Origin of the sequence: Vogesella indigofera (assembly GCF_003633895.1) — a bacterium.
In the GTDB taxonomy this organism is placed as follows: Bacteria; Pseudomonadota; Gammaproteobacteria; order Burkholderiales; family Chromobacteriaceae; genus Vogesella; species Vogesella indigofera.
The window spans coordinates 548383-574346 of sequence record NZ_RBID01000011.1 but is presented as its reverse complement, the minus strand read 5'-3'; the positions used below and the strand labels follow the sequence as shown (position 1 = coordinate 574346).

Annotated in this window: 22 protein-coding genes; 10 read left to right on the top strand and 12 right to left on the bottom strand. The window is 65.1% G+C overall.

The features are described 5' to 3' along the window. Window positions 1-99: 99 nt before the first annotated feature. Genes C8E02_RS05065 through ptsP form a run of 3 tightly spaced genes read right to left on the bottom strand, consistent with a single transcriptional unit; the run spans window position 100 to window position 5314 of the window. Window positions 100-1800 carry a PTS fructose transporter subunit IIBC gene (locus C8E02_RS05065; protein WP_120809898.1) on the bottom strand — a complete coding sequence of 567 codons (1701 nt, stop codon included), beginning with the start codon at window positions 1798-1800 and terminating at the stop codon, window positions 100-102. 53 nt (window positions 1801-1853) lie between these two features. Next, window positions 1854-2813, bottom strand: a complete 960-nt coding sequence (pfkB, locus tag C8E02_RS05060; protein WP_120809897.1) for a 1-phosphofructokinase — start codon at window positions 2811-2813, stop codon at window positions 1854-1856. Then, the gene (gene ptsP, locus C8E02_RS05055) at window positions 2810-5314 is read right to left on the bottom strand and encodes a phosphoenolpyruvate--protein phosphotransferase (protein ID WP_120809896.1); all 2505 of its coding nucleotides are present in this window, start codon (window positions 5312-5314) and stop codon (window positions 2810-2812) included. The genes pfkB and ptsP overlap by 4 nt, the downstream gene beginning before the upstream one ends. Window positions 5315-5473: 159 nt before the next feature. Here ptsP and C8E02_RS05050 point away from each other — a divergent pair, with 159 nt between their 5' ends. After that, window positions 5474-6454, top strand: coding sequence for a LacI family DNA-binding transcriptional regulator (locus C8E02_RS05050; protein ID WP_047965380.1), 981 nt, complete (start codon window positions 5474-5476; stop codon window positions 6452-6454). A gap of 81 nt (window positions 6455-6535) precedes the next feature. On the opposite strand, the gene C8E02_RS05045 is transcribed toward C8E02_RS05050, so the two are convergent. From C8E02_RS05045 to C8E02_RS05035, 3 genes are read right to left on the bottom strand one after another with little or no spacing between them, the layout of a single operon-like run. After that, the gene (locus C8E02_RS05045; RefSeq protein WP_120809895.1) at window positions 6536-7183 is read right to left on the bottom strand and encodes a TetR/AcrR family transcriptional regulator; all 648 of its coding nucleotides are present in this window, start codon (window positions 7181-7183) and stop codon (window positions 6536-6538) included. A gap of 2 nt (window positions 7184-7185) precedes the next feature. Next, window positions 7186-8046, bottom strand: coding sequence for a mechanosensitive ion channel family protein (locus C8E02_RS05040; RefSeq protein WP_170152107.1), 861 nt, complete (start codon window positions 8044-8046; stop codon window positions 7186-7188). Window positions 8047-8063: 17 nt separating this feature from the next. Beyond that, window positions 8064-9674: a peptide chain release factor 3 gene (locus C8E02_RS05035; protein WP_120810098.1), complete on the bottom strand. Its 1611-nt coding sequence runs from the start codon at window positions 9672-9674 to the stop codon at window positions 8064-8066. 170 nt (window positions 9675-9844) lie between these two features. Between C8E02_RS05035 and C8E02_RS05030 the strand changes: the two genes are divergently transcribed. The 7 genes from C8E02_RS05030 to C8E02_RS05000 all read left to right on the top strand — a co-directional run bounded on the left by C8E02_RS05030 (window position 9845) and on the right by C8E02_RS05000 (window position 15908). Continuing rightward, the gene (locus tag C8E02_RS05030) at window positions 9845-10453 is read left to right on the top strand and encodes a riboflavin synthase subunit alpha (protein WP_120809894.1); all 609 of its coding nucleotides are present in this window, start codon (window positions 9845-9847) and stop codon (window positions 10451-10453) included. A gap of 65 nt (window positions 10454-10518) precedes the next feature. After that, window positions 10519-11688, top strand: coding sequence for a bifunctional 3,4-dihydroxy-2-butanone-4-phosphate synthase/GTP cyclohydrolase II (ribBA, locus tag C8E02_RS05025; RefSeq protein WP_245961071.1), 1170 nt, complete (start codon window positions 10519-10521; stop codon window positions 11686-11688). Between the two features lie 45 nt (window positions 11689-11733). Continuing rightward, window positions 11734-12201 carry a 6,7-dimethyl-8-ribityllumazine synthase gene (ribH, locus tag C8E02_RS05020; protein WP_047965375.1) on the top strand — a complete coding sequence of 156 codons (468 nt, stop codon included), beginning with the start codon at window positions 11734-11736 and terminating at the stop codon, window positions 12199-12201. Between the two features lie 34 nt (window positions 12202-12235). Further along, window positions 12236-12685 (top strand): transcription antitermination factor NusB, encoded by a 450-nt coding sequence (gene nusB, locus C8E02_RS05015; protein WP_120809892.1) that lies wholly within the window; start codon window positions 12236-12238, stop codon window positions 12683-12685. Between the two features lie 56 nt (window positions 12686-12741). Continuing rightward, complete coding sequence (gene thiL, locus C8E02_RS05010; protein ID WP_120809891.1) at window positions 12742-13683, top strand: thiamine-phosphate kinase; 942 nt, start codon at window positions 12742-12744, stop codon at window positions 13681-13683. Then, on the top strand, window positions 13667-14158 hold the full coding sequence (locus tag C8E02_RS05005) for a phosphatidylglycerophosphatase A family protein (protein ID WP_120809890.1): 492 nt from the start codon (window positions 13667-13669) through the stop codon (window positions 14156-14158). The genes thiL and C8E02_RS05005 overlap by 17 nt, the downstream gene beginning before the upstream one ends. A gap of 61 nt (window positions 14159-14219) precedes the next feature. Then, a complete protein-coding gene (locus tag C8E02_RS05000; RefSeq protein ID WP_120809889.1) occupies window positions 14220-15908 on the top strand; it encodes a sensor domain-containing protein in 1689 nt (562 codons plus the stop codon). 85 nt (window positions 15909-15993) lie between these two features. Here C8E02_RS05000 and C8E02_RS04995 read toward each other — a convergent pair whose 3' ends face one another. The 3 genes from C8E02_RS04995 to C8E02_RS04985 form a co-directional block, all read right to left on the bottom strand. Next, window positions 15994-17319, bottom strand: a complete 1326-nt coding sequence (locus tag C8E02_RS04995; protein WP_120809888.1) for a DEAD/DEAH box helicase — start codon at window positions 17317-17319, stop codon at window positions 15994-15996. A gap of 299 nt (window positions 17320-17618) precedes the next feature. Further along, on the bottom strand, window positions 17619-18395 hold the full coding sequence (locus C8E02_RS04990) for a hydroxypyruvate isomerase family protein (protein ID WP_120809887.1): 777 nt from the start codon (window positions 18393-18395) through the stop codon (window positions 17619-17621). 1 nt (window position 18396) lies between these two features. Beyond that, complete coding sequence (locus tag C8E02_RS04985; RefSeq protein WP_120809886.1) at window positions 18397-19278, bottom strand: NAD(P)-dependent oxidoreductase; 882 nt, start codon at window positions 19276-19278, stop codon at window positions 18397-18399. Between the two features lie 241 nt (window positions 19279-19519). On the opposite strand from C8E02_RS04985, the gene C8E02_RS04980 reads away from it, so the two are divergent. Beyond that, window positions 19520-20278, top strand: a complete 759-nt coding sequence (locus tag C8E02_RS04980; protein ID WP_147424447.1) for a hypothetical protein — start codon at window positions 19520-19522, stop codon at window positions 20276-20278. 51 nt (window positions 20279-20329) lie between these two features. On the opposite strand, the gene C8E02_RS04975 is transcribed toward C8E02_RS04980, so the two are convergent. Next, a complete protein-coding gene (locus C8E02_RS04975) occupies window positions 20330-21136 on the bottom strand; it encodes a response regulator (protein ID WP_245961070.1) in 807 nt (268 codons plus the stop codon). A gap of 68 nt (window positions 21137-21204) precedes the next feature. After that, window positions 21205-22092: a transcriptional regulator GcvA gene (gene gcvA, locus C8E02_RS04970; RefSeq protein ID WP_120809883.1), complete on the bottom strand. Its 888-nt coding sequence runs from the start codon at window positions 22090-22092 to the stop codon at window positions 21205-21207. Between the two features lie 184 nt (window positions 22093-22276). Between gcvA and acnB the strand changes: the two genes are divergently transcribed. After that, complete coding sequence (gene acnB, locus C8E02_RS04965; RefSeq protein ID WP_120809882.1) at window positions 22277-24868, top strand: bifunctional aconitate hydratase 2/2-methylisocitrate dehydratase; 2592 nt, start codon at window positions 22277-22279, stop codon at window positions 24866-24868. Window positions 24869-25031: 163 nt separating this feature from the next. Here the strand turns inward: acnB and C8E02_RS04960 are convergent, their stop codons facing one another. Continuing rightward, the gene (locus tag C8E02_RS04960) at window positions 25032-25862 is read right to left on the bottom strand and encodes a substrate-binding periplasmic protein (protein ID WP_120809881.1); all 831 of its coding nucleotides are present in this window, start codon (window positions 25860-25862) and stop codon (window positions 25032-25034) included. Window positions 25863-25964: the final 102 nt, after the last annotated feature.

The following is a 25964-nucleotide window of genomic DNA, read 5'->3' as shown; positions in this document are numbered from 1 at the left end:
CTGTCTGGAGCATAGCCAATAAAATAACGGGCTGACCGCGTTTGGCGGTCAGCCCGGCTGCAAAACGCAAGCAAGGGAGAGTAATCGTTAGCTAGGTGCTCAATCGGCGCGCGCCTTCTTCAGTACGCCCAGCAGCACGGCGGTCAGCGCGGTACCGGCCGCCAGTGCCACCAGATACATGCCGAGGTTGGTCACCGCATTGGGGATCGGCAGCACGAACACGCCGCCGTGCGGCACGCGCAATTCGCAACCGGCAGCCATCGAGATGGCGCCGGCCAGTGCCGAACCGGCCACCAGCGCCGGGATCACGCGCAACGGGTCCTTGGCGGCAAACGGGATCGCGCCTTCGGTGATGAAGGAGATGCCCAGCACGCCGGCCGCCTTGGCGCCTTCACGCTCGTCGGCGGAGAAACGGTTCTTGAACAGCAGTGCGGCCAGCGCAATGCCCAGTGGCGGCGTCATGCCGGCGGCCATCACCGCCGCCATCGGTGCGTACACCTGGCTGGCGAGCAGGCCGGTGGAGAAGGTGTAGGCCGCCTTGTTGATCGGGCCGCCCATGTCGAACGCCATCATGCCGCCGAGGATCATGCCCAGCGCCAGCGCGCTGGAACCCTGCAAGCCCTTCAGCCATTCGGTAACGATATTGAGCGCCACCGCTACCGGCTGGCCCAGCACGTAGTACATCAGCAGGCCGACGATGGTGGTGCCCAGCAGCGGCAGGATCAGCACCGGCTTCAGACCGTCGAAGTTGCGGCCGAGCTGGATCTTCTCGTTCAGGTATTTCACCGCGTAACCGGCGATGAAGCCGGCGACGATGCCGCCGAGGAAGCCGGAGCCGATCGAGCTGGCGATCATGCCGCCGGCCATGCCCGGTGCGATGCCGGGACGGTCGGCGATGGAGTAGGCGATGTAGCCGGCCAGGATCGGCACCATCAGCGCGAAGGAGGCCTTGGCGCCGATGGTGAACAGCGTCCAGCCGAGGGTGCCCTTGAACGCGTCTTCGTAGACGTAGATGCCGCCCAGCGCGAAGCCGAGCGCGATCAGCAGGCCGCCGGTCACCACGAAGGGCAGCATGAACGACACGCCGGTCATCAGGTGCTTGTAGGCGCTGCTGCGTTCCGAAGTGGTAGCAACGTTGGCCGCAGCGCTGGCGGCAGCCTTGCCGTTGGCGGCATGCGCGCGGGCCTCGACCTGGGCGCGCTTGATCAGCGCCTGGCCGTCATTGATGGCGGCCTTGGTGCCGCTGCTGAACACGCGCTTGCCGTCGAAACGCAACAGGTCGACCTGGGTGTCGGCGGCGATGATCACCAGGTCGGCATCGGCGATGTCGCTGGCGGTGAGCGCGTTCTGCGAGCCGACCGAGCCCTGGGTCTCGACCTTGATCTGGTGGCCGAGTTGTTGCGCGCCCTGGGTCAGGCCTTCGGCGGCCATGAAGGTGTGCGCGATACCGGTCGGGCACGAGGTGATGGCGACGATGCGCAGTGTGGTGACCGGCTCGTGCGCGCCCAGCGCTTTGCCTATCACCGCGCCGGCGTCGGCCAGCACCGCCTCCAGCGTGGCGTGATGGGCCGGCTTGCCGCCCAGGCGGGCCAGGTCGGCGTCGCCTTCGGCGATCACGACCACCGCGTCGGCGCTGGCGATGCGGCCGGCGTCCAGCAGACCCTGCACCCCTTGCGCATTGCGGATTTCGATGCTGATCTGGTGGCCGATTTGGGTGGCGACCTTGCGTAGCGCTTCGGCGGCGAGTTGGCCCTGCGCTACCCGCTGCGGGCAGGCGATAATGGCCAGAATGGTGGACATGGTGAATCTCCTCTTTGTGTGTGCCGGATCGGCTTATGTGTCGTACGCGGTGCTTACTCGGTAATGCGCTCGATCTGGATACGCTCCGCCAGCTGGCAGACTGCCTGACGTGACGGCAGGTTGGGGCCGAACTGCCCCAGCTTGGCGGCGGCAAAGGCCATGCCCAGGCGCAGCACCTCTGGCCACGCCAGCTGCGCGCTCAGCGCCGCCACCAGCCCGGCGACCAGCGCGTCGCCGGCGCCAACGCTGCTGTGGATGTCGCTGAGCGTCAGCGGCTCGGCAAACCAGCAGCCGTCGTTACAGCAGAGCAGGGCGCCGTCGCTGCCCAGCGACACCACCACCACGGCGATGCCGCGCTGTTGCAGCTCGCGGGCGGCGGCGACCAGCTCGTCGCGGCTGGCCAGCGTGCGGCCAAGATACTGTTCCAGTTCATGCTGATTGGGCTTGATCAGCCACGGCAGCTCGGCGGCCGGCAGCGCCAGCGCCTGCTGCAAGGCGGTGCCGCTGCTGTCGAGCAGCACGCGGGCGCCGAGGCTGCGTAGCTGGCGGCAGAATTGCGCCCAGCTGTCATCGCCGATGCCGGCGGGCAGGCTGCCGGCCAGCACCACGTAACGGTCGGCGTCGGCCTGCTCGTCCAGCAACAGCTGCAGGCGGTCGAGCGCTTCCTCATTGGCGCTCATGCCCGGCAGGTTGATGTCGGTGGTGTCCAGCGTGCTGCGGTCGACCAGCTTGATATTGGTGCGGGTGCTGCCGGCGACGCGGATGAAGGCGTCGCGGATGCCCTTGTCGGCAAACAGGTTCTCGAACGGCGCGGCGTTGTCGCGGCCGAGCAGGCCGCTGGCGATCACCGGCACGCCCCAGTCGGCGAGACAGCTGGCGACATTGACGCCCTTGCCGCCGGCGTTGACGTGCACCGCGGTGGCGAGATTGACCGCGCCGGGATGCAGCGCGTCCAGCGTCACGGTCTGGTCGATGGCCGGGTTCAGTGTCACGGTGATGACCGTTGCGCTCATGCTGTGGCTCCGGTCAGCGCGCGCACTTCGGCGGCGCTGTCGCAATTGAGGGCACGCTGCGCCAGCTGCTGCAGCTCGGCAAGGTTGGCCGCACGGATGCTGGCCTTGGCGCCGGGAATGTCGCGCGGGCTCATCGACAGCTCGGCCACGCCGAGGCCGGTGAGGATCGCCGCGCCCAACGGATCGCCGGCCATGCCGCCGCAGACGCCGACCCAGCGGCCGTGGGCATCGGCGCCGGCCACGGTCTGCGCGATCAGGCGCAACACCGCAGGGTGCAGGCTGTCGGCTTCCGCCGCCAGCTCCGGATGCTGGCGGTCGATGGCCAGCACGTACTGCGTCAGGTCGTTGGTGCCGACCGAGAAGAAATCGACATGCTCGGCGAGGCGGTCGGCCATGGTGGCGGCGGCCGGCACTTCCACCATGATGCCCAGCGGCACCACCGGCGCATTCAGTGCCACGCGCACCTGTTCGCACTGCGCGCGCAGCGCCTTGACCTCGGCCAGGGTGCTGACCATCGGGAACATGATGGACAGCGGGCCGTGGCTGGCGGCGCGATACAGCGCACGCAGTTGCGGCAGCAGCAGGTCCGGACGGCGCAACAGCAGGCGCACACCGCGCACGCCGAGGAACGGGTTTTCCTCGTGCGGCAGATTGAGGTAAGGCACCTGCTTGTCGCCACCGATGTCCAGCGTGCGGATCACCAGCGGCTTGCCGTCCAGTGCCGTGAGCATGCCGCGATAGGTCTGGTACTGTTCTTCCTCGTCCGGCGCGTCGTCGCGCTCCAGGAACAGGAATTCGGTACGCATCAGGCCGACGCCCTCGGCCCCGGCCTGCAGCGCGGCGGCAACCTGCTCCGGACGGTTGACGTTGGCCGCGACCTCGATCTGGCGCGCGCCGTCGGCGGTGACGGCCGGCTGCTGCGCGGCGCTGGCGGCCTGCTGCTGCTTGTCGCGCTGCGCCTGCTGCCACTGCTGCGCGCTGGCGAGGTCCTCGTCGCTGGCGTTGAGATAGATGGTGCCGCTGTCGCCATCGACGATCAGCGTGGCGCCGTCCTGGATGTCCAGCACCGCGGCACCGGCGGCGACCACCGCCGGCAGATCCAGCGTGCGCGCCAGGATGGCGGTGTGCGAGGTCGGGCCGCCCTGAGCGGTGACCAGTGCCAGCGTCTGCTGCGGATTCAGCGTCGCGGTGTCGGACGGGGCCAGATCGTTGGCGATCAGGATTTCGTTGTGGCCCTGGGTCTTGGCGCCATCCTGCAACTGGAGGTCCGGTGCCAGCCGGGCCAGCACGCGGCGGCCAACGTCACGCAAATCGGTGGCGCGGGCGGCCAGTAGCGGGTTGCCCAGCGCCGCCAGACGGTCGGCGAGGCGTTGCACCGCCTCGTGCCACGCCCACGCCACGCCGTGGCCTTCCACCATCAGCTGGCAGGTGAGGGTGATCAGGTCGGTGTCGGACAGCAGTTCGGCCTGCGCCAGGAAAATGCTGCCCTCGGTCTTGCCGAGGCGGCGGGTGGTATCCGCGGCCAACGTTTGCAGCTGTTCGCGGGTGGCCTGCAGCGCGTTTTCCAACAGGTCGCCGTCGTAGCCCAGCGTGGCCGGGATGTCCGGCACCTGGATCGTCTGCGACTTCATCACCCGCGCCTGGCCGATCACCAGTCCTGGGCTGGCGCTGATGCCGCGCAGCGCCAGGATCTTGCCCGGCGCCTGCCAGTGCTGGCGCTTGGCGTTGGCGGCGGCCTTGCGCGCGGCTTCGGCGTCGGCCACTTCCTGCGCGGTGAGCTGGTTGGCGACCGCCAGCAGCGCGTCCAGTGCCGCAGCGGCGTCGGGGCCGTCGGCGGAGAAATGCAGCTGGTGGCCGAATTCGGCGCCGATCTGCAGCAGGCCGATCAGGTTCTTGGCGTCGGCCACTTCGTTGCCGTTACGGATCTGCAGCGTGGCGGCAAAGCGGCGCGCCTGTTCGGTCCACAGCCGCGCCGGCCGCGCGTGCAGGCCGTTGGGATAGTTCATCTGCCAGCTGAGGCTCAGGCTCAGGTCGCTGGCGGCGGTTTGCGGCGCGGCCGGTGCCACCGCGCTGTCGTCCAGCGCGCTGATCAGTGCGTACGGGTCGGCGGTGGTGAACAGCTCGGCAAGGCGCGCCTCGTCCTGCAGCAGGCGGGTCAGCCGGCGCAGCAGCGCGATGTGCTCGTCGGATTGCGCGGCGATGGCGATCACCAGGTGCACGCGCTGGCCCGGATTCCACTCCACGCCCTCCGGCACCTGCAGGATGGCGATGCCGGTTTCGTTGATCAGGTGGCGGTCTTCGATCATGCCGTGAGGAATGGCGACGCCATGACCCAGAAAAGTATTGGCAACGGTTTCGCGGCGCAGCAGGCTGTCGATGTAGGCGGGGGCGATACGGCCGGCCTTGGCCAGCAATTCGCCTGCTGCCTTGATTGCAATGGTTTTTTCGCTAACGGTGGCGCCAAGCTGGATCAGCTCGTTGCGGATAATCTGGGTGGTCATGGCATCCTGTCTCCGGTGTGTTTTTCTGTATCGCTGACTACAATTGAAATCGATACCACTTTTTGTGTCAATATTTGTTGCACGATTGGTGTTAACATTTCGACAAAATTGTCAGGCAGGCCAACCACGGTCTGATGAAATCGATTCCGGAGCAGGCGAGTGGCAAAGATCAAGGATGTGGCAGCAGCGGCGGGTGTTTCCCCGTCAACCGTCTCCAGGGTGTTGTGCAATGGCCCGGTCAGCGACAAGGTGCGCAAGCGTGTCGAGGCGGCGATGGCCAGGCTGGACTACCGCCCCAATCTGGCGGCGCGGCGGCTGCGCTCCCAGCACACCGACACTATAGGATTGATCGTGTCGGATATCCGCAACCCGTTTTTTACCGCGGTCAGCCGCGCGGTGGAGGACGAGGCCTACCGCAACGGCATGCGCGTGATCCTGTGCAACACCGATGAAAATCCGGACAAGGAAGCGATGTACCTGCGCCTGATGCAGGAAGAGCGCGTCACCGGCGTGATCTTTGCGCCGACGCGACAGATGGTGGCCAGCATCGATCCGCAGGCGCTCGGCTTCCCGGTGGTGATGATCGACCGCGTCAGCGCCGATGCCGCCACCGATGCGGTGGTACTGGACAACCGCCGTGCCGCGGCACAGCTGGTCGGCCACCTGCTGCAGCAGGGCTATCGCGACATCGGCGGCCTGTTCGGCAATACCAGCAACACCGGCATGGAGCGTCACGCCGGATTCAGCGAGGCGTTGCAGCAGGCCGGCTTGGCCGCGCCGGCGCGTTTCGTGGCGCCGAGCGTGGAGGCGGCGGAGCAGGCGGTGCTGCAGTGGCTGGCCGAGCCGGCGCGACCGCAGGCGCTACTGGTCAGCAACGGCGTGCTGCTACTGGGCGCGGTGCGCGCGATCAAGTCCGCCGGCCTGCACTGGCCGCAGGACGTGGCACTGGTCGGCTTCGACAACGAGGTGTGGACCGACCTGCTCGGCGACGGCCTGACCGTGGTGGAGCAGCCGGTGAATGAAATCGGCCGCACCGCGATGGCGATGCTGCTGGAGCGGTTGGACGAGCCGGAACGCAGCCAGCGCATCGTGGTGCTGCAAGGCAAACTGGTGGTGCGCGGCAGCAGCCTGACGCAGTAACACGCTTCGGCACATCAAAAAACAATGCGGCCAACCTTGCACAAGGTTGGCCGCATTGTTTTGCCGGAGCCGGCTTGCCGTTCAGTCGCGCAGGTGGCGTGCTAGCAGTTGCTGGAAGGCGGGCAGGAACTCCGGGCTGACATAGGGCTTCAGCAGCGCCAGCACCTGGCGCACGCCGCGATGGCCGGAGGCCTCGTTGATCGGCTCGTTGGGGCGCGCGGTCTGCTCGAAGGCAAACCAGAACTTCACCACCAGCCAGATATTGATCGACACCGCCTCGATGTCTTCCAGCGCCATCTGCAGCAGGCCGAGGCGGATGAACTCGCGGAAGTGGCCCTCCAGAATCGCCTTCAGCTCGGTGTTGACGAACTGGTGATAGTCGCGCTGCAGCTGCGGGTTGCGCGCCATCAGCCCCGGCAGATCGTAGAACATGAAGCGGAAGCGCCACATCGCCTCGAACGCGGTATCCAGATAGTTGACCAGGTCGGTGACGTCCATCGCCCGGTCCTGCGGCACAGCCAGCCGCTCGGTGATGAAACCGCGATAGAGCAGGAAGATCTGGTAGACGATCTCTTCCTTGTTGCGGAAGTGGTAGTACAGGTTGCCGGGACTGATGCCGAGATGGGCGGCGATGTGGTTGGTGGTGATGCTGCGCTCGCCGTGCTCGTTGAACAGGGTCAGGCTCTGCTGCACGATGCGGTCGTAGGTCTTGATGCGGGTCTTTTGCATGGTCAGTCCGCGGCGGGCGCCGCCGGGTGCGGTTCTGTTTCCGGGAAACACTCGAACATGAAGCGGTGCAGGATCGCCTGCTCGATGCGCTGTCGTTCACGCGGCGGCAGCGCGATGCGGGCGATCAGGCGGTATTCCTTCTCGCTGGCCGGCTGCAGCGAAATGCGCGGCTCCACCGACGGCGTATCCATCAGCAGCTTGCTTTCCAGCATCGCCATATGGCGGCGGGCGCCTTCCAGATGCGGCGCGCAGGCCTCGTTGGCGATCTCCTGCAACAGGCGTTCCGCCCTGGCCGGACGCACGCTGTACGGCAGCGGGATGGTGATGATGTGCATCACGTAGTCGCCGGTGAAGTTCTCGCGCGCCACCGCCTGCGTCAGCAGCAGGCTGTTGGGGAAGTTCAGCGAGCGGCCAGTGGCCTGGTGTGCATCATGGCGCGGGCCGATCTCGATGATGGTGGTGCTGAGCATCGTGATGTCCATCACCCGGCCGCGGATGGTGCCGATCTCGATGATGTCGCCCAGCTCGTAGCTGCCCGACATCGAACGCACCAGCCCGCCGCCGAGGCACATCAGCAGCTCCTTGGTGGCCACCACCAGCGCCGCGGTGAACGCCACCATCGACAGCGCGATGGTCTGCAGCTCGCGTGCCCAGATGGTGACGAAGCCGGCCAGCCCGATGATGATCAGCGCGTTGCGGATGTTGATCATCCAGCGGCGGCGGGTATCCACCGGCACACGCGGGTTGGCCGCAATGGTGCGTACGATGCTGCCGTAAACCAGCAGCAGCACCACGACCAGCACCGCGGAGCGGAAGAAGTCCGAACCGTAGCTGTGGAACAGCGAGACGAGCCAGGCGGGCATCAGTGCATCCCCCGTCATCAATCGTTCAGTTTCACCGCGTGTTCACGCGTTTCGTGGAACACAATGTCCGGCCAGCGTTCCTGCGTCAGCGCCAGGTTGACGCGGTTGGGCGCCAGATAGGCGAGGTTGCCGCCGGCGTCGGTGGCGATGTTCATCACCAGCGCGTCGCTGAATTCATCCAGCTTCTTGCGGTTGTCGCAGCTGAACCAGCGCGCCGACCAGATATTGGACGACTCGAACACGGCATCGACACCGTATTCTGCCGCCAGGCGGGAGGCCACCACTTCAAACTGCAGCACGCCGACCGCGCCGAGGATCAGGTCGCCACCGCTGTGCGGCTTGAACACCTGCACCGCACCTTCTTCGCCCAGCTGTTGCAGGCCTTTTTGCAGCTGCTTCAGCTTCAACGGGTTCTTGATGCGCACGCTGCGGAACATTTCCGGGGCAAAGAACGGGATGCCGGTAAAGGTAAGTTCTTCGCCGGAGGAGAAGCTGTCGCCAATCTGGATGTTGCCGTGGTTGGGGATGCCTATGATATCGCCGGCAAATGCCTCTTCCACGATCTCGCGGTCGTGCGACATGAAGGTCACCACCGAGCTGGCGGCAATGTCACGGTTCAGGCGCAGGTGCTTCATCTTCATGCCGCGTTCGAAGCGGCCGGAGCACACGCGCAGGAAGGCGATGCGGTCGCGGTGTTTCGGGTCCATATTGGCCTGGATCTTGAACACGAAGCCGGAGAACTTGCCTTCGGTCGGCGCCACGTCGCGCACGGTGGCGTCACGCAGCTGCGGCGCCGGCGCCCAGTTGATCAGCGCGTCCAGAATCTCGCGCACGCCGAAGTTGTTGATCGCCGAGCCGAAGAACACCGGGGTCAGTTCGCCGGCGAGGAATTCGTCCAGATTCCACTCGTTGGAGGCGCCCTTGACCAGTTCGATCTCCATGCGCAGCTGTTCCATTTCCAGCGGGAACAGCTCGTCCAGACGCGGGTTGTCGATACCCTTGATGATCTCGATGTCGCTGATCAGCTTCTCGCTGCCGGCTTCGAACAGGATCACCTCGTCGGACAGCAGGCTGTACACGCCGCGGAAAGCCTTGCCCATGCCGATCGGCCAGGTGATCGGCGCGCAGCGGATCTTCAGCACGCTCTCGACTTCGTCCAGCAGCTCCAGCGAATCGCGCACTTCACGGTCGTACTTGTTCATGAAGGTGACGATCGGGGTGTTGCGCAGGCGGCAGACGTTGAGCAGCTTGATAGTCTGCTCTTCCACGCCCTTGGCGGCGTCGATCACCATCAGTGCGCTGTCCACAGCGGTCAGCACGCGGTAGGTGTCTTCGGAGAAGTCCTGGTGACCCGGGGTGTCCAGCAGGTTGACGGTGTGGTCGCGATAGTCGAACTGCATCACCGACGACGCCACCGAGATGCCGCGCTGCTTCTCAATTTCCATCCAGTCGGAGGTGGCGAACTTGCCGCCTTTCTTGCCCTTCACCGTACCGGCCATCTGGATCGCGCCAGAGAACAGCAGCAGTTTTTCGGTCAGCGTGGTTTTACCGGCGTCGGGGTGGGAGATGATGGCGAAGGTGCGGCGACGGGCAACTTCATCGGCAATGCGGATCAGTTCGGCGGACATGGCTTCCAGTAGGGCAAAGATTCGAAAAAACAGGCGATTGTACTGGATTTTGGCCGGCTTTTGCGCGCCGGCATACGCCGCTGCGGCCAACCTTGCTGGCAGCGAGGTCGGATTTTGCGCTGCAACGCGGTACAATCGATGATCGTTTGTCCTGAAATGAAGGCAAAACCATGTTCACTGGCATTGTGCAAGGCATGGCGCGCATCGTCGCCATCGAAGAAAAAACCGCATTCCGCAGCCATCGGCTGGCACTGCCGGCCGCGCTGCTGCCCGGCCTGCAGATCGGAGCCTCAGTTGCGCACAACGGCTGCTGTCTGACGGTGACCCGCATCGACGGCGAGGAAGTCAGTTTCGACCTGATGGCGGAGACCCTGCGCCTGACCAACCTCGGCACGCTGCAGGTCGGCGACCTGGTCAACGTCGAGCGCGCCGCGCGCTTTGGCGACGACATCGGCGGCCACGCGATGTCCGGCCACATCATGGCCACCGCCACCGTCACCGAGGTGATCAGCAGCCCGGACAACCGCACCGTCTGGTTCCGCCTGCCGGCTGCGCTGACCAAATACGTACTGAAAAAGGGCTATATCGGTATTGACGGCTGCAGCTTGACCATCGGCGACGTGTCGGGTGACACCTTCTGCGTGCACCTGATCCCGGAAACGCTGCAGCGCACGCTGATGGGCGTGCGCCAGGCCGGCGACATCGTCAACATCGAGATCGACCCGCAGACACAGGCCATCGTCGACACCGTGGAACGGGTGCTGGCGGCGCGGGCATGACGCGCTGCGGCCAACGTTGGCCGCAATAAACAGATTACAGGCGCGCGGACGCACACCGCCCGCGCATGAATGCAGTTACGCAGCAAGTCTGGCACGCAGGGCGTGCGGGAGAACACAGCATGAGCATTTCCCCGGTTCAAGAAATTATCGCCGACATCAAGGCCGGCAAGATGGTGGTCCTGATGGACGCCGAAGACCGCGAGAACGAAGGCGACCTGGTGATGGCCGCCGAGCACGTGACGCCGGAGGCGATCAACTTCATGGCCAAGTTCGGCCGTGGCCTGATCTGCCTGACGCTGACCGAAGAGCGCTGCAAGCAGCTGAACCTGCCGATGATGGCGACCAACAACGGCACCAGTTTCGGCACCAATTTCACCGTGTCGATTGAGGCCGCCGAGGGCGTCACCACCGGCATTTCCGCCGCCGACCGCGCCCACACCACACTGGTAGCGGTGGCGCGCGATGCGCGGCCGACCGACATCGTGCAGCCCGGCCACGTATTCCCGCTGAAGGCACAAAAGGGCGGCGTGCTGGTGCGCGCCGGCCATACCGAAGCCGGCTGCGACCTGTCACGACTGGCCGGACTGGAACCGGCGTCGGTGATCTGCGAGATCATGAACGACGACGGCACCATGGCGCGTCTGCCGGAACTGCTCGAATTCGCCAAGGAACACGGCCTCAAGGTCGGCACCATCGCCGACCTGATCCACTACCGCAGCCGTACCGAGTGCTTTGTCGAGGAAGTCGGCCAGCGGCTGGCGGAAACGCCGTTCGGCGCCTTCCAGCTGCACGTGTTCCAGGACGTGCTGACCAAGGCAACGCACCTGGCGCTGGTTTGCGGCCAACCGCACGCCGACCGGGAAACGCTGGTGCGCGTGCACGAGCCGCTGTCGGTGATGGACCTGCTCGACCCGATGGGCGGCCAGCACAGCTGGACCATCCCCAACGCGCTGGAAGAAATCGCGGAAAAGGGCTGCGGCGTGGTGATCCTGCTGCACCGTCCGGAATCCGGCGCCGACATCCTGGCGCGCGCACTGCCGGAACAGGCGGAGAGCACCGTCCGCCAGCGCTGGGACAGCAAGACCTTCGGTATCGGCGCGCAGATGCTGCGCGCGCTGGGCGTGGGCAAGATGAAGCTGATGGCCTCGCCGATCAACCTGCCGTCGATGACCGGTTTCGGGCTGGAGGTCACCGGCTTTGTCCAACCTGAACACGTGCACGTCGATTTGGATTAAAATACGCCCCTTTTCGTGATTGGCTTTCGCCGCAAGGAGAACCGGATGCTGGACCAAGTAAACCGTATTGCCCCCGACCTGTCTGCCAACGGCCTGAAAATCGGCGTCGTCATGGGCCGTTTCAACGACGTGGTATGCCATGGTCTGCGCGATGCGTGCTTGTCCGAGCTGGTGGCACTGGGCGTGAACCCCGCCGACATCACCCTGGCCACGGTGCCGGGGGCGCTGGAGGCACCACTGGTGCTGCAAACCATGGCCAAGTCCGGCCGCTTTGACGCGCTGATCGCACTGGGCGCGGTGATCCGCGGCGAGACCTATCACTTCGAGCTGGTATCCAACGAATCCGGCGCGGGCGTCACCCGTGTCGGTCTCGATTTCGACATCCCGATCGCCAATGCCATTCTGACCACCGAAACCGACGAGCAAGCCGAAGTGCGCATGTCGGTGAAGGGGCGTGAAGCCGCGCAGGTGGCGGTCGAAATGGTCAATCTGCACAAGACCCTGCGTGGCTGAGCCGCGCCTGTTCTTTAAATAAAGGAAGCCGTACATGAAAACCGCACGCCGCCGTGCCCGCGAATACGCTGTCCAGGGCATTTACGAGTGGCAGCTGAATGCTGACCGTCCCGCGTCGCTGATCGAAAAACACCTGCGCGAGAATGATTACTTCGTCAAGGCCGACGAAGCGCTGTTCCGCGAAATCCTGTTCGGCGTACTGCGCGACGTGACCGAGCTGTCCAAACGCCTGCAGCCGTACTACGACCGCGACGAACAGGAAGTCAGCCCGGTCGAGCGCGCCATCCTGCTGATGGCCGCCTTCGAGCTGTGCTCGCACCCGCAAACGCCGTATCCGGTGATCATCAACGAAGCCATCGAGATCGCCAAGACCTTCGGCGGCACCGACGGCCACAAGTTCGTCAATGGCGTGCTGGACAAGTTTGCCGCCGACGTGCGCGCCGATGAAGTGCAGGCCATCCGCAGCCGTCGTCAGGGTGCCTGAGCGCTGCTTGCTTCCATGTCACACCCGCCACGGCGGGTGTTTTTATTTGTCACGCCATGAATGAATTCGAACTGATCCGCCGTCACTTCACCCAGGCCGCGCCGGATGCCGTGCTCGGCGTCGGCGACGATGCCGCCATCGTGCGCCCCAGCCCCGGCCACGACCTGCACGTGTCGGTGGACATGTTGGTGGCCGGGCGTCACTTCTTCCCCGATGTCGATCCCGAGGCGCTGGGCCACAAGACGCTGGCGGTCAACCTGTCCGACATGGCGGCGATGGGCGCCACGCCGCGCTGGGCGGTGCTGGCGCTGGCACTGCCGCAGCTGGACGGTGCCTGGGTGGAAGCCTTCGCGCGCGGCTTTTTCGGGCTGGCCGCAGAGCACGGCGTCAGTATCATCGGCGGCGACACCACCCGCGGCCCGCTGACGCTGTCGGTGACCATCTTCGGCGAAACGCCGCAAGGCCAGGCGCTGCGCCGCGATGCAGCACAGGCTGGCGACGACATCTGGGTGTCCGGCGAACTGGGACTGGCGGCCGCCGCACTGCAACAGCGCCTCGGCCGCCTGAGCCTGGATCTGCCACCCGAATGCCGCCGGCAGCTGGAATGGCCGCAGCCACGGGTGGCGCTGGGCCGGGCCTTGCTCGGCATCGCCCATGCGGCACTGGATGTTTCCGACGGCTTTGCCGCCGACCTGCACCATATTCTCGATCGCTCCGCCTGCGGCGCCGAGGTCTGGCTGGACGCCTTGCCGACCCATCCGGCCCTGCACGGCGCCCGCGCACAGCTGCTGTCCTGCATTGCCGCCGGTGGTGACGACTACGAGCTGTGCTTCACCGCCAGCCCGGCACGGGCCGCCGAGGTCGAGGCTGCGGCACGCCAGGCCGGCGTGACGGTGACCAAGGTTGGCCGCATCGTGACCGAGCCGGGTTTGCGGCTACTGGATGGTCACGGCACCGCCGTGACACTGGAAAGACTGGGCTATGACCACTTCGCGTAAACCGGATCGCGCCTTTTTGCTGGCGCGCCCGGCGCACTTCCTGGCACTGGGCTTTGGCAGCGGCCTGATCACACCCGCGCCCGGCACCTGGGGCACACTGGCGGCGTTGCCGCTGGCCGCACTATTGCTGTGGCTGGGCGTCAGTGGCGGGGCGCTGGCACTACTGACGCTGCCGCTGTTCCTGCTCGGCATCTGGTTGTGCGACGTCACCAGCCGCGCGCTGGGTGTCGCCGATTCCGGTCATATCGTGTGGGACGAGATCGTGGCGATGCTGCTGGTGCTGGCGCTGGTGCCGGCCACGCCACTGTGGTGGCTGCTGGCTTTTGCCGCCTTCCGTCTGTTCGACATCGTCAAGCCGTGGCCGATCCGATGGCTGGACCGCCACGTGCACGGCGGCTTCGGCGTAATGCTGGACGACGCCGTCGCCGCGCTGTTTGCAACACTATTGTTACGACTGATACAGCCGCTGCTATAGAAATCTTGTTATCACTATGACATATCCGTAATATGCCAAAACTTTTTCTCGGGTTACGGATATGCAGAACGTGCTTGATGATGGCCTGCTGACGCTACTGCACACTGCGGCCGCGCCCTGGCTGGTACTCGATGCGCAACAGCGGCTACGCGCCTGCAATTCCGCGGCCGGGCAATTGCTGGGCGAGGCGGCCAGCGTCGGCATGGCGCTACCGCTTGCCCGGGCCGGCGAGTGGCAGGGCGCGCCACTGCCGGCAGACATGCTGCCCTGCCAGTTGGACTCGCGCCTGTTCGGCCTGCTGCCCGGCCCGCAGGCAAACACGCTGACCGCCTACCGGCTGGTGCCACTGCAGGACTGGCACGAGCAGGAGCAGAAGCGCCGTCAGCGCGAACACTATCTGCAAATTCTCTCCGATCTGGCTGCCTCCAGCGAGAAAGACCGCCTGCACCGGCTGGACAGCGCACTGGCCGCCGGCGCGGCGGCGCTGGGCATGGAAATCGCCTTTGTCGCCCAGCGCAAGGCCACGCAACTGGAAATCATTGCCTGCCACGCCGGCAATGATCTGAGTCGCGGCAAGTCCCTGCCGCTGGACCTGACCTATTGCGAACGCACGTTGCAGAACGGCCAGCTGCTATGCCTGCCCGACGTGCTGGAAACAGCACTGGCCGACAGCGCCTGTTACCGCGAATTCCGCTTCCGCGCCTACATCGGCATACCGCTGCTGGTGCAGGGCCGCATCTTTGGCACGCTGGCGTTCTGCGCCGGCGCACCGCGCGCACCGTTTTCCAGTGCCGACACCGAGTTTGTGCAGCACCTGGCGCGCTGGACGGCGGTCGTGGTGGAGCGCAAGCTGGCCGCCGACGAGGCGATGCAGACCCAGCAGGCGATGGAGGAACAGCTGGGCTGGCTGCGACTGGCGGGGCAGGTGGCCCGTTTGGGGCACTGGAGTTATGCACCGCAGGACGGACAGGTGTCGCTGTCGCAAGAGGCCTGCCGCCTGCTGGCCGTCGAGCCGCGCCCGCTGTTGCCGCTGGTGGAGGTGGAGCGCCGGATGCTGGTGCAGGATCGCCAGCGCTGGCGCGATGCGCTGCAGCACAGCCTGCAACAGCGCACGCCACTGGCCGTAGAAGTGCGCCTGCGCCACGGCGACAGCGGCTACGGCTGGCTGGCGCTGCGCGCGCAAGTGGTGGAGCGCGAGGGCGAGCCGCTACTGTTTGGCGTGCTGATGGATGTCACCGACGCCAAGGAATCGCAACAGCTGATCCAGTATCAGGCCTCGCACGATGCGCTGACCGGCTGCATCAACCGCACCCTGCTGTTCGACCGGCTGGGGCAGGAGATCCGCCGCGCGGAACGTCTGCACCAGCAGTTTGCGGTGATGTTCGTCGATCTGGATCGCTTCAAGCAGGTCAATGACCGCTACGGTCATGCCGCCGGCGACAAGGTGTTGCAAACCGTGGCCGACCGGCTGATGGCCCTGCTGCGCCGCTCCGACACCGTGGCGCGGGTCGGGGGTGACGAATTCGTGCTGCTGATTCCGCAGGTCAGCGACGAGCTGACCCTGGCGACGCTGGCACGCAAGGTGGAGATGGCCATCGACCGGCCGGTGCGCGATGAGGGCGCGCTGTATCGCGTCTCCGCCAGCATCGGCGTGGCAATGTATCCGGAGGATGGCGACGAGCCGGAACTGCTGCTGCGCGCCGCCGACCGCAAGATGTACTCCGACAAGTCGCACACTGCGCACCACTGAGACGACACCGTCAGTCCAGGGCGACCAAGGTTGGCCGCAAACGAAAAAATCCCCGATGCAGGCATCGGGGATTTTTCATGTCGACTTATTCAGCGCGTGGGGCACGGCTACCGCTGTAGCTGCTGCCGCCACCACTGCCGCTGCGGCGTGGACCGCTGCTGCTGCGACCGGCGTAACCGCCACCGCTACCCGGCTTGCGATCACCGTAACCACCGCCGCTACCACGACGCGGGCCGTTGTTGCGGGCACCGGCCGGACGGCCTTTTGGCGGACGACGGGTCGGCTCCAGGCCTGGGATCACGGCTTCGGTCAGCGAACGCTTGATGTACTGCTCGATACGGCGCACGCGGTGGAATTCGCGCGATTCGGCGATGGTGATCGCCACGCCGCTACGGCCGGCACGACCGGTACGACCGATACGGTGCACGTAGTCTTCCGCCTGTTTTGGCAGGTCGTAGTTCACCACCAGGCCGATGGCCGGCACATCGATACCGCGAGCGGCCACGTCGGTGGCAACTAGGATCTTGATGCGGCCGCGACGCAGGTCGTTCAGGGTGCGGTTACGCCAGTTCTGCGGCATGTCGCCGTGCAGGCAGGCAGCGGAGTAGCCCATGTCCGACAGCTTGTCGGCGATTTCTTCGGAACCGATCTTGGTGGCGCTGAACACGACCGCCTGTTCAAAATCGGATTCTTTCAGGATGGCGTCCAGCAGACGGGCCTTGTGGGCATTGTCGTCGGCGTAGAGCAGGTGTTCTTCGATGCTGCCGCCGTCTTCTTTGCGGGCAATCTCGATACGCTGTGGCGAGCGGGTCATCTTCTCGGCCATGCGGCCAACGGTACCGTCCAGCGTGGCGGAGAACAGCAGGGTCTGGCGATCGGCCGGGGTGGCGGCAACGATGGTTTCGATGTCTTCGATGAAGCCCATGTCCAGCATGCGGTCGGCTTCGTCCAGAATCAGCATTTCCAGGCGGGAGAAGTCAACACGGCCGGAGCGCATGTGATCCATCAGGCGACCTGGAGTGGCGACGATGATGTCGACCGGACGCGACAGGGCGCGGGTCTGGAAGCCGAACGAAGCGCCACCAACCAGCGTCACGGTACGCAACCAGCGCAGGTGTTCGCCGTAAACCTGGGCGTTCTTTTCTACCTGGGAGGCCAGTTCGCGGGTCGGGGTCAGTACCAGAACACGCGGGCCATTGCCGGAACCTTTGGAGCGTTCGCCCATTTTGGTCAGGGCTGGCAGCAGGAAGGCGGCGGTCTTGCCGCTACCGGTCTGTGCCGATACCAGCAGGTCCTTGCCCAGCAGGGCGGCAGGAATGGCTTCAGCCTGAACGTCGGTCGGGCTTTCGTAGCCGGATTTGGTCAGTGCTTGAACGATAGGTTCTGGGAGTCCGAGATCGGAGAAATGCATGGTGATCCTTTCAGTCCGGCTTATGGCCGGTGCGTTAGCCCGCTAAGGGTTACAGGTCATCGAACCAACCTGACAAAGCGGCGAACTGCAGTCCGAACGGAAAGGACGAGGCGAGAAACGAAGCCAAAAACGGTCAGATACGATGAAATCGTGGAAGCTGGCGGCGCGGGTGTTTCCGCTCAGCAAATCAGGAAAGGGCGCATTCTATGGAAATTAATTACGCTTGGCAAGCGTTTTCTGCGAACAACAGCGGCAAGTAGCTGATTTTTAATTGTGCTGCACCGCAACAACCGAAAAAATCAGTACCAAGAAGCCAGCCAGGACAGGCTATCCGCCGTGCTGGTGGCCGGTTTGTATTCGGCGGCGCACCATCCGGTATAGCCAAGCTGGTCCAGCAAGGCAAAGATTTGTGCCAGCGGCAGCTCGCCGGTGCCGGGCTCGTGGCGGCCGGGGCAGTCGGCAAACTGGATGTGGCCGGTCTGCGGCAGGTACTGCGCCAAGGTATCGGCCAGGCCCAGCCGCATCCGCGCCAGATGGTAGAGATCCAGCTGCATGCCGACATTGGGGTGCGCCGCCTCGGCCAGCACTGCGGCCAACTCAGCCGGCGTACTCACCAGAAAACCGGGCATGTCGAGATTGTTGATCGCCTCGCAAGTGACGCGGATACCATGCACCGCCAGCCGCTCGCCAGCCAAAGCAAGGTTGGCCGCAAGGGTCTGTCGCGTCAGCGCCGCGTCCTGCTGCGCGTCGAAGCGGCCGGCCAGCACATTGACCATCTGCACGCCCAGCACCTGCGCGTAGTGTTCGCCCTCGGCCAGCGCCGCCATGAATTGCGCGGTGCGCGCCGGGTGACTGGCCAGACCGCAACCGCCGGCCATCAGGTCGCCGGCCGGCAGGTTGATCAGGATGATGTCGACCGCGGCCGCCGCCGCGGCATCGCGCAACAGCGGCGCCGGATAGTCGTAGGGAAACTGGATCTCGACCGCGTCAAAACCGGCGGCCGCGGCAGCGGCGAAACGCGCCGGCAACGGCAGCTCGGTAAACAGCAGCGACAGATTGGCGGCAAAACGCGGCATCTCAGCGCACCTCGCTATCGGGCAGATAGCAGGCTATCACCGTGCTCAGGTCCTGCTCGGCATAGCCGGCCGCGGCATGGCGGGCCATCAAGTCGGCCGCGAGGCTGGCCAGTGGCAGCGTTGCATCGTGCTCGGCCGCCAGCTGACGCGCATTACCGAGGTCCTTGAGCAGGGTAGCCACCTTCCACTGCAGCGGCAGATACTGGCGTTGCGCCATGCGTGGCGCCAGGATCTGGAACGGCAGCGAATCGGCAAAGCCGCCGGCCAGCGCCGCCGGCAACAGGCTGGCGTCGATACCGGCCGCCTCCGCCAGTTGCACCGTTTCGGCGATCAGCATCGCATTGCTGGCCACGATCAGCTGGTTGCAGACCTTGGCAACCTGTCCGGCACCATGGCCGCCGATGTGGCTCAGCCGCTGCGACAGGCAGGCGGCAAAGGGCTGCAGGCGGGCGACATCCGGCGCCAGGCCGCCGGCCATGATCACCAGCGTGCCGTTTTCCGCGCCGCGCACACCGCCGGACACCGGCGCATCGACCCAAGCGGCACCGTGCTCGGCCGCCTGCTGCGCCAGCTGCCGGGTCAGCGCCGGCGACGTGCTGGAGAAGTCGACCAGCAGCTGGCCGGGGCGCAGCTGCGCACGGATGCCGCCCTCCGCCTGCCATACCGCCCGTACCGCCTCGTCATTGGCCAGGCAGAGCATGATGATGTCGCTGCCGCGCACCAGCTCGCCAAGGTTGGCCGCAACCACGGCACCCGCGGCGCGCAGGCTGTCGGCCTTGGCGGCGGAACGGTTCCATACCGTCAGCGAATGCCCGGCCGCCAGCAGGCGCCGGCACATCGGCACTCCCATCAGCCCCAGTCCGACAAAGCCCAGAGTTGTCATCGCTTGCTCCCTGAATCCGGCATCCGCCACGCGAAAAAAAGCCGGCACGAGGCCGGCCACAAAGCACTTTGTAAAACAAGGGAAGGATGCTTGCACAATCCAGTGCGCAGGCGTCCGCGCCTAGCATTGCAAGCAACTTTCAGCGCAACGACGAGCTTACCCGCTTTCAGATGACATCACAATGCGGCGTCGTAGTGACAGGCTTTCCGCTACAATCGCGCCTTTTTTCCGGAGCCACCCCGTGACTGTTCCGTTTCATCCTGTTCGTTATGCTGCCAGCCGGCCATGGGCCAAGCGGGTGGCGCACCTGTTTGAACATGGCGGCAAGAGCGCTGTCGCCGACTGCGACGCCTTGCTGCGTCGCACCTTGCAGGCGGCCCCCGGCGGCGTAGGGCTGGATGCGACACGGCAGGAGGCCGAGGGGTTGCTGGCTCAGGCGTATGGCCACTTCGTGCGTCACGGCCGCCAGTTGCTGCTGTGCGATGCGGCACTGGGCGCCGCGCTGGCGGCGACACATCCGCCCAAGGCACTGCCGGCGGCGCCAACCCTACCGCTGGCGGCGTGCTTCATCGCGTTGCCCGATGACTGCGGCGCCTACGTGCACAGTGACGAGGAGGGCACCTGGCAGGTGCTGATGCTGGCCGCCGGCTTTGCGCAGGGAAACAGCGCTTGGTGGCAGCAAAACGCCGAGGTGCTGGCGCTGACCTTGCGTGGCGGTGACAGCCTGCAGTTGCCGGACATCCCGGCGGTGCAACCATGGCGCGCGGCACTACTGAGCCTGTTCAACCACCTGGCACTACTGACGCAGCCGCGCTGCCAGCTGGCTGCCGCCAGCAGTCCGGCAGAGCAGGCCGAGGCCTTGCGCCGCGGCGAGCTGCCGGTGCGCCGGCTGTTGTGGGAGGGAGAACTGGTGCAGTCCGACCCGTACGGCAAGGAAGGGTACTGGCGGCGGCAGGCGAGCGGCGCTGCAGAACGCCTGGTGTGGGTGCCGCCACGCTGAACCCGGCACCCGCCGCCGACATGCCGGCGGCGCGGGGTGCGGCCATCAGCGCTACAGGAACTGGCTGATCAGGCTTTTCAGGGTGCCGATGTCGAACGGCTTGTCGCAGATGGCAGACACGCCGGCTTCTTCGACTGCGGCCAACCTTTGCTCGTCCTGCTCGCCGGACACCATCAGGATGGGCACCGAAACCAGCTGGCTGCTGGTGCGGATATGCTCGATCAGCTCGCGACCATCCATCTCCGGCATGTTGTAGTCGGTGATGATCAGGTCGAAATAATTGCCGGCCGCCAGTAGCCCGACCGCGCTGCGGCCGTTGTCGGCCTCGGTGATCTCGCAAAAACCGAAGCGTTCCAGCACGCTGCGCATGAAGCTGCGCGACACGGTGCTGTCGTCGACCAGCAGGATCTTCTTCGCGTACAGATCCAGCGATTCCAGCTCGCTGCGGGTGTCTTCGACATTGAGGTAATCGAGCGAACTGCTGATCGCCTTGTCCAGCTGCGCCGGGGTAAACGGCTTGGGCAGAATCGCCATCGCGCCGGCCTGGCGGATCGCATCCAGCTGCTGCGGTCGCGTTTCGCTGGAAACCAGCACGAACGGCATCTCGCGCACCCGCTCATCGCCGCGCATCGCCATCACCAGCTCGGCGCCGGTCATGTCCGGCAAGTACATCGCGCTGATCACGATGTCCGGCAACGGCGGCAGATGGATGCGCGCCAGCGCCTCGGCGCCGCTCTCGACGCGATCGACCCGCTCGATGCCCAGTTCCTGCAGATGATGCTGGATGATCTGTCCTTGTGCCCGCGAAGGCTCCACCAGACAGACCGTCAGGTGACACATGTCGAAAAGCATAGTCATTACCCGTTACACAGTGTGCCCCAGCATAGACGACCGCCGCCGGTGGCTGTCAATTGGTAATCCGCACATTATTGATGCATGACAGCCTGCTGCTCCAGCCACTGGCAGAAGGCATTGATGGCGGTATCGTCGATCGCGGCGCGCGGTGCAATCCAGCAGTAATCCCGCACCGGCACAATCGGCAGCGACAGCGGCGCCACCAGCCTCCCGGCATCGATCTCGCGCTGCGCCATCGGCAGCGGCCCCAGTACCACGCCCAGCCCGTCCAGCGCCGCCTGCAGCGCCAGCGAAAAGCGGTCGAAATGCAGCCGGCTGGCCGGCTTCAGCTCCGGCACCGCCGCCAGGGTCAGCCAGCGCTGCCACGCCGTTGGCCGCGTATCGGCGTACAGCAAGGTGTGCTGCGCGAGGTCGGCCGGACTGGTGAGCGGTATCTTTTCCAGCAATGCGGGATGGCACAGCGGCAGTTCCCATTCCTCCAGGAACGGCTTGGCGAGATGGCCGGGCCAGTCGCCGGGGCCGCGGCGGATGGCGATGTCGAACGGCGTGTCCAGCCGACTGATGTCGCGATCGGAGGTGACGATGTGCAGGTCGATGTCCGGATGGCGGGCACGAAAATCGGCCAGTCGCGGCAGCAGCCAGTACATGGCGAAGGTCGGCGTCGAGTTGATCGACAGTCGGCGCTGGCGATCCGGCTGCAGCAGCTGCGAGGTGGCGTTGGCGATCAGGTCCAGGCCATCCTGCACCTGCACCAGGTAGCGCCAGCCAGTGTCGGTCAGCTTGACGCGACCGCCGGTGCGCTCGAACAGCTGCACCCCCAGCCAGTCCTCCAGCTGCTTGATCTGCTTGCTCACAGCACCATGGGTAACATGCAGCTCGTTGGCCGCGGCAGAAAAGCTTTCCAGCCTTGCTGCCGTCTCGAAAATACGCAATCCGTTAAGGGGAGGGTAGGCATTCATGGTGTGATTATATCTCACAGGCAATGTTGCGATTACTCGTTTGTGCTCACCCGAGGAACGGCGTAATCTTTCACCATCCCGACCGGCTGTCATTGTCCCGATGCGGCCGGGTGGTTGCCGGCAGACATTCACCCGCTGTCGACAGACTAACTTGCACATAACCCCAGCAAAAAGGTCCCAAGCCATGCTAGAAGCTTACCGCCAACATGTCGCAGAACGCGCCGCACTGGGCATTCCACCACTGCCGCTGACCGCCAAACAAGTCGAAGAACTGGTTGAACTGCTGAAGAACCCGCCAGCCGGCGAAGAAGAGACACTGGTTGAGCTGATCACTCACCGCGTGCCGCCTGGTGTCGACGACGCCGCCAAGGTCAAAGCTTCGTTCCTGGCCGCCGTCGCCGAAGGCAGCGTGAAGTCGCCGCTGGTTTCGCGCGAAACCGCGACTAAACTGCTGGGCACCATGCTGGGCGGTTACAACGTCAAGCCGATGATCGACCTGCTGGGCGATGCCCAGGTTGGCGCCATCGCCGCTGAAGGCCTGAAGAAAACCCTGCTGGTATTCGACTTCTTCCACGACGTGCAAGTCCTGGCCGAAGGCGGCAACGCCAATGCCAAGGCCGTGCTGCAAAGCTGGGCCGATGCCGAGTGGTTCACCAGCCGTCCTGAAGTCGCGCAAAAGATCACCGTGACCGTATTCAAGGTGCCGGGCGAAACCAACACCGACGACCTGTCGCCGGCGCCGGATGCCTGGTCCCGTCCTGACATCCCGATGCACTACCTGGCGATGCTGAAAAACACCCGTCCGGACGCAGCATTCACGCCGGAAGAAGACGGCAAGCGCGGCCCGATGCAGTTCATCGAAGACCTGAAGAAAAAGGGCAACCTGGTGGCCTACGTCGGCGACGTGGTCGGTACCGGTTCCTCGCGCAAATCCGCCACCAACTCGGTGGTGTGGGCTACCGGCCAGGACATCCCGTTCGTACCGAACAAGCGCTTCGGCGGCGTGACCCTGGGCGGCAAGATTGCACCGATCTTCTTCAACACCCAGGAAGACTCCGGCTCGCTGCCGATCGAAGTGGACGTGTCCAAGCTGGAAATGGGCGACGTGATCGACATCTACCCGTACGAAGGCAAGATCGAGAAAGACGGCCAGCTGGTCGAAAAATTCAGCCTGAAATCCGACGTACTGCTCGACGAAGTACGCGCCGGCGGCCGTATCAACCTGATCATCGGTCGCGGCCTGACTTCCAAGGCGCGTGAAGCGCTGGGCCTGCCAGCCTCCACCGAATTCCGCCTGCCGAAAGACCCGGCCAATTCCGGCAAGGGCTTCTCGCTGGCACAGAAAATGGTTGGCCGCGCCTGTGGCCTGCCAGAAGGCCAGGGCGTGCGTCCGGGCACTTACTGTGAACCGAAGATGACGACCGTCGGCTCGCAGGACACCACCGGCCCGATGACCCGCGACGAGCTGAAAGACCTGGCTTGCCTGGGCTTCTCCGCCGATCTGGTCATGCAGTCGTTCTGCCACACCGCCGCCTATCCGAAGCCGGTGGACGTGAAGATGCACAAGGAGCTGCCAGCCTTCATCTCCACCCGTGGCGGCGTGGCGCTGCGTCCGGGCGACGGCGTGATCCACAGCTGGCTGAACCGCCTGCTGCTGCCGGATACCGTCGGCACCGGTGGCGACTCGCACACCCGCTTCCCGATCGGCATTTCCTTCCCGGCCGGCTCCGGTCTGGTGGCCTTTGCCGCCGCTACCGGCGTGATGCCGCTGGACATGCCGGAATCGGTGCTGGTGCGTTTCAAGGGCGAGCTGCAGCCGGGCGTGACCCTGCGTGACCTGGTGAACGCCATTCCGCTGTACGCGATCAAGCAGGGCCTGCTGACCGTGGCCAAGGCCGGCAAGAAGAACATCTTCTCCGGCAAGGTGCTGGAAATCGAAGGCCTGCCGGATCTGAAAGTGGAACAGGCTTTCGAGCTGTCCGACGCTTCCGCCGAGCGCTCCGCCGCCGGCTGCACCGTGCACCTGAACAAGGCGCCGATCGTCGAGTACATGCAGTCCAACATCACCCTGATGAAGTACATGATCGCCGAAGGCTATCAGGACGCCCACACCCTGGAGCGTCGCATCAAGAAGATGGAAGAGTGGATCGCCAACGGTGAACTGCTGAAGGCCGATGCCGACGCCGAATACGCCGCCGTGATCGAAATCGATCTGGCCGACGTGAAAGAGCCGATCGTGGCCTGCCCGAACGACCCGGACGACGTGAAGTTCATGTCCGAAGTGGCCGGCACCCCGATCGACGAAGTGTTCATCGGCTCCTGCATGACCAACATCGGCCACTTCCGTGCCGCTTCCAAGCTGCTGGAAGGCAAGCGCGACCTGCCGGTCAAGCTGTGGGTTGCTCCTCCGACCAAGATGGATGCGCAACAGCTGACCAAGGAAGGTCACTACGGCGTGTTCGGCATGGCCGGTGCCCGCACCGAAATGCCGGGCTGCTCGCTGTGCATGGGTAACCAGGCGCAGGTGCGCGAAGGCGCGACCGTGATGTCGACCTCGACCCGTAACTTCCCGAACCGTCTGGGCAAGAACACCAACGTGTACCTTGGCTCGGCCGAACTGGCCGCGATCTGCTCCAAGCTGGGCAAGATCCCGACCGTCGAGGAGTACAAGGCCAACATCGGCATCATCAACGAGAGCGGCGCCGAGGTATACCAGTACCTCAACTTCAACCAGATCCAGGACTACCAGGATGTGGCTGACACCGTAAAAGCCTAAGTCACAGCGGCCAGTGCCGCTTTGTCTGCAGCAAAAAGCCCCGCGGTTGCGGGGCTTTTTTTGTGGTCGGCGACTTGGGAGCGGTGACTTGCGACAGCGGACCAAGGTTGGCCGCAACAGCACCGGCTCGGCGCTAGCGCCAGTTGCCGCTCACCGGCACGCTTCAGCCGGGCCGGCGCGCGGCACTGCTCTGCGCCTGCCACACGCGCAGGTACTTCTCCACCAGCGCGTCCATCACCCGGTCGTCGCTGAGTTTTTTCATCGCCCGCGACAGGCGCTCCGCCAGCTGCTCGTTATTGCAGGCGGAAGCCAGCGCCACGGTCAGGTACAGTTTTTCGCGACTGACCGGCACCGTGGATGCACGCAAGCCCCTGATATTGAGACTGGCGGCATAGGCAAGACCCGGCGCATCCTCGTAAATCAGGTAGTCGGCGCGCCCCAGGCTCAGCATCTGCAGCGCGTTCTTGACGCTGCCGACCTGCTGCAGCTTGAGGTTGATCGCGGCAAACTGGTCGAAAGCCTGGCCAAAACTGTTGTTGACCACGGTGATGCCTTCCTGCCCCTGCAGGTCTTCCCAGCGCTGGTATTGCAGCGGGTGCTGCTGCCGTGTCCAGATCAGGGTCTGCGTATCGCGGATAACCGGCTGCAGGTAGCGCAGGTAGGTCAGCCGCGGCTGCGTCAGGAAGGCGCCGGCGATCAGGTCGATGCGGCCGTTGCGCGCACTCTCCTGCACCCGGCCCCACGGCCCGACATAGCGCACCTCGATCGGGATGCCGATCTCGCGGGCGACCAGTTGCATCAGCTCGGCATTGGCGCCGATCAGCTTGCTGTCGTTTTTCGGGTCTTGCCACAGAAAGGGCGGATACTCGGGATTGCCGGAGGCCACCAGCCGCGTGCACGCCGCATTGGCAAGTGGCGGCAAGCCCAACAGCACACCCAGCAGCAGGGCCGGCCAGCGTCGCGACTGGCATGAGGAAAGGAAACTGTGCAACATGGGTAGCTTTCCTTTCAGGAATATGACGTTTCCGCAGTCTAGAGGCAGGCGCCGACGACTGGCAATAGGCTGTCATTGTAAATGCCGGCAGCCAATAGCGGC

What these genes read in the sequence shown, in the direction of transcription:
- C8E02_RS05065 (WP_120809898.1), bottom strand. Translation starts at nt 1,800, where the DNA reads ATGTCCACCATTCTGGCCATTATCGCCTGCCCGCAGCGGGTAGCGCAG.
- pfkB (WP_120809897.1), bottom strand. Translation starts at nt 2,813, where the DNA reads ATGAGCGCAACGGTCATCACCGTGACACTGAACCCGGCCATCGACCAG.
- ptsP (WP_120809896.1), bottom strand. Translation starts at nt 5,314, where the DNA reads ATGACCACCCAGATTATCCGCAACGAGCTGATCCAGCTTGGCGCCACC.
- C8E02_RS05045 (WP_120809895.1), bottom strand. Translation starts at nt 7,183, where the DNA reads ATGCAAAAGACCCGCATCAAGACCTACGACCGCATCGTGCAGCAGAGC.
- C8E02_RS05040 (WP_170152107.1), bottom strand. Translation starts at nt 8,046, where the DNA reads ATGCCCGCCTGGCTCGTCTCGCTGTTCCACAGCTACGGTTCGGACTTC.
- C8E02_RS05035 (WP_120810098.1), bottom strand. Translation starts at nt 9,674, where the DNA reads ATGTCCGCCGAACTGATCCGCATTGCCGATGAAGTTGCCCGTCGCCGC.
- C8E02_RS05030 (WP_120809894.1), top strand. Translation starts at nt 9,845, where the DNA reads ATGTTCACTGGCATTGTGCAAGGCATGGCGCGCATCGTCGCCATCGAA.
- ribBA (WP_245961071.1), top strand. Translation starts at nt 10,519, where the DNA reads ATGAATGCAGTTACGCAGCAAGTCTGGCACGCAGGGCGTGCGGGAGAA.
- ribH (WP_047965375.1), top strand. Translation starts at nt 11,734, where the DNA reads ATGCTGGACCAAGTAAACCGTATTGCCCCCGACCTGTCTGCCAACGGC.
- nusB (WP_120809892.1), top strand. Translation starts at nt 12,236, where the DNA reads ATGAAAACCGCACGCCGCCGTGCCCGCGAATACGCTGTCCAGGGCATT.
- thiL (WP_120809891.1), top strand. Translation starts at nt 12,742, where the DNA reads ATGAATGAATTCGAACTGATCCGCCGTCACTTCACCCAGGCCGCGCCG.
- C8E02_RS05005 (WP_120809890.1), top strand. Translation starts at nt 13,667, where the DNA reads ATGACCACTTCGCGTAAACCGGATCGCGCCTTTTTGCTGGCGCGCCCG.
- C8E02_RS05000 (WP_120809889.1), top strand. Translation starts at nt 14,220, where the DNA reads ATGCAGAACGTGCTTGATGATGGCCTGCTGACGCTACTGCACACTGCG.
- C8E02_RS04995 (WP_120809888.1), bottom strand. Translation starts at nt 17,319, where the DNA reads ATGCATTTCTCCGATCTCGGACTCCCAGAACCTATCGTTCAAGCACTG.
- C8E02_RS04990 (WP_120809887.1), bottom strand. Translation starts at nt 18,395, where the DNA reads ATGCCGCGTTTTGCCGCCAATCTGTCGCTGCTGTTTACCGAGCTGCCG.
- C8E02_RS04985 (WP_120809886.1), bottom strand. Translation starts at nt 19,278, where the DNA reads ATGACAACTCTGGGCTTTGTCGGACTGGGGCTGATGGGAGTGCCGATG.
- C8E02_RS04975 (WP_245961070.1), bottom strand. Translation starts at nt 21,136, where the DNA reads ATGACTATGCTTTTCGACATGTGTCACCTGACGGTCTGTCTGGTGGAG.
- gcvA (WP_120809883.1), bottom strand. Translation starts at nt 22,092, where the DNA reads ATGAATGCCTACCCTCCCCTTAACGGATTGCGTATTTTCGAGACGGCA.
- acnB (WP_120809882.1), top strand. Translation starts at nt 22,277, where the DNA reads ATGCTAGAAGCTTACCGCCAACATGTCGCAGAACGCGCCGCACTGGGC.
- C8E02_RS04960 (WP_120809881.1), bottom strand. Translation starts at nt 25,862, where the DNA reads ATGTTGCACAGTTTCCTTTCCTCATGCCAGTCGCGACGCTGGCCGGCC.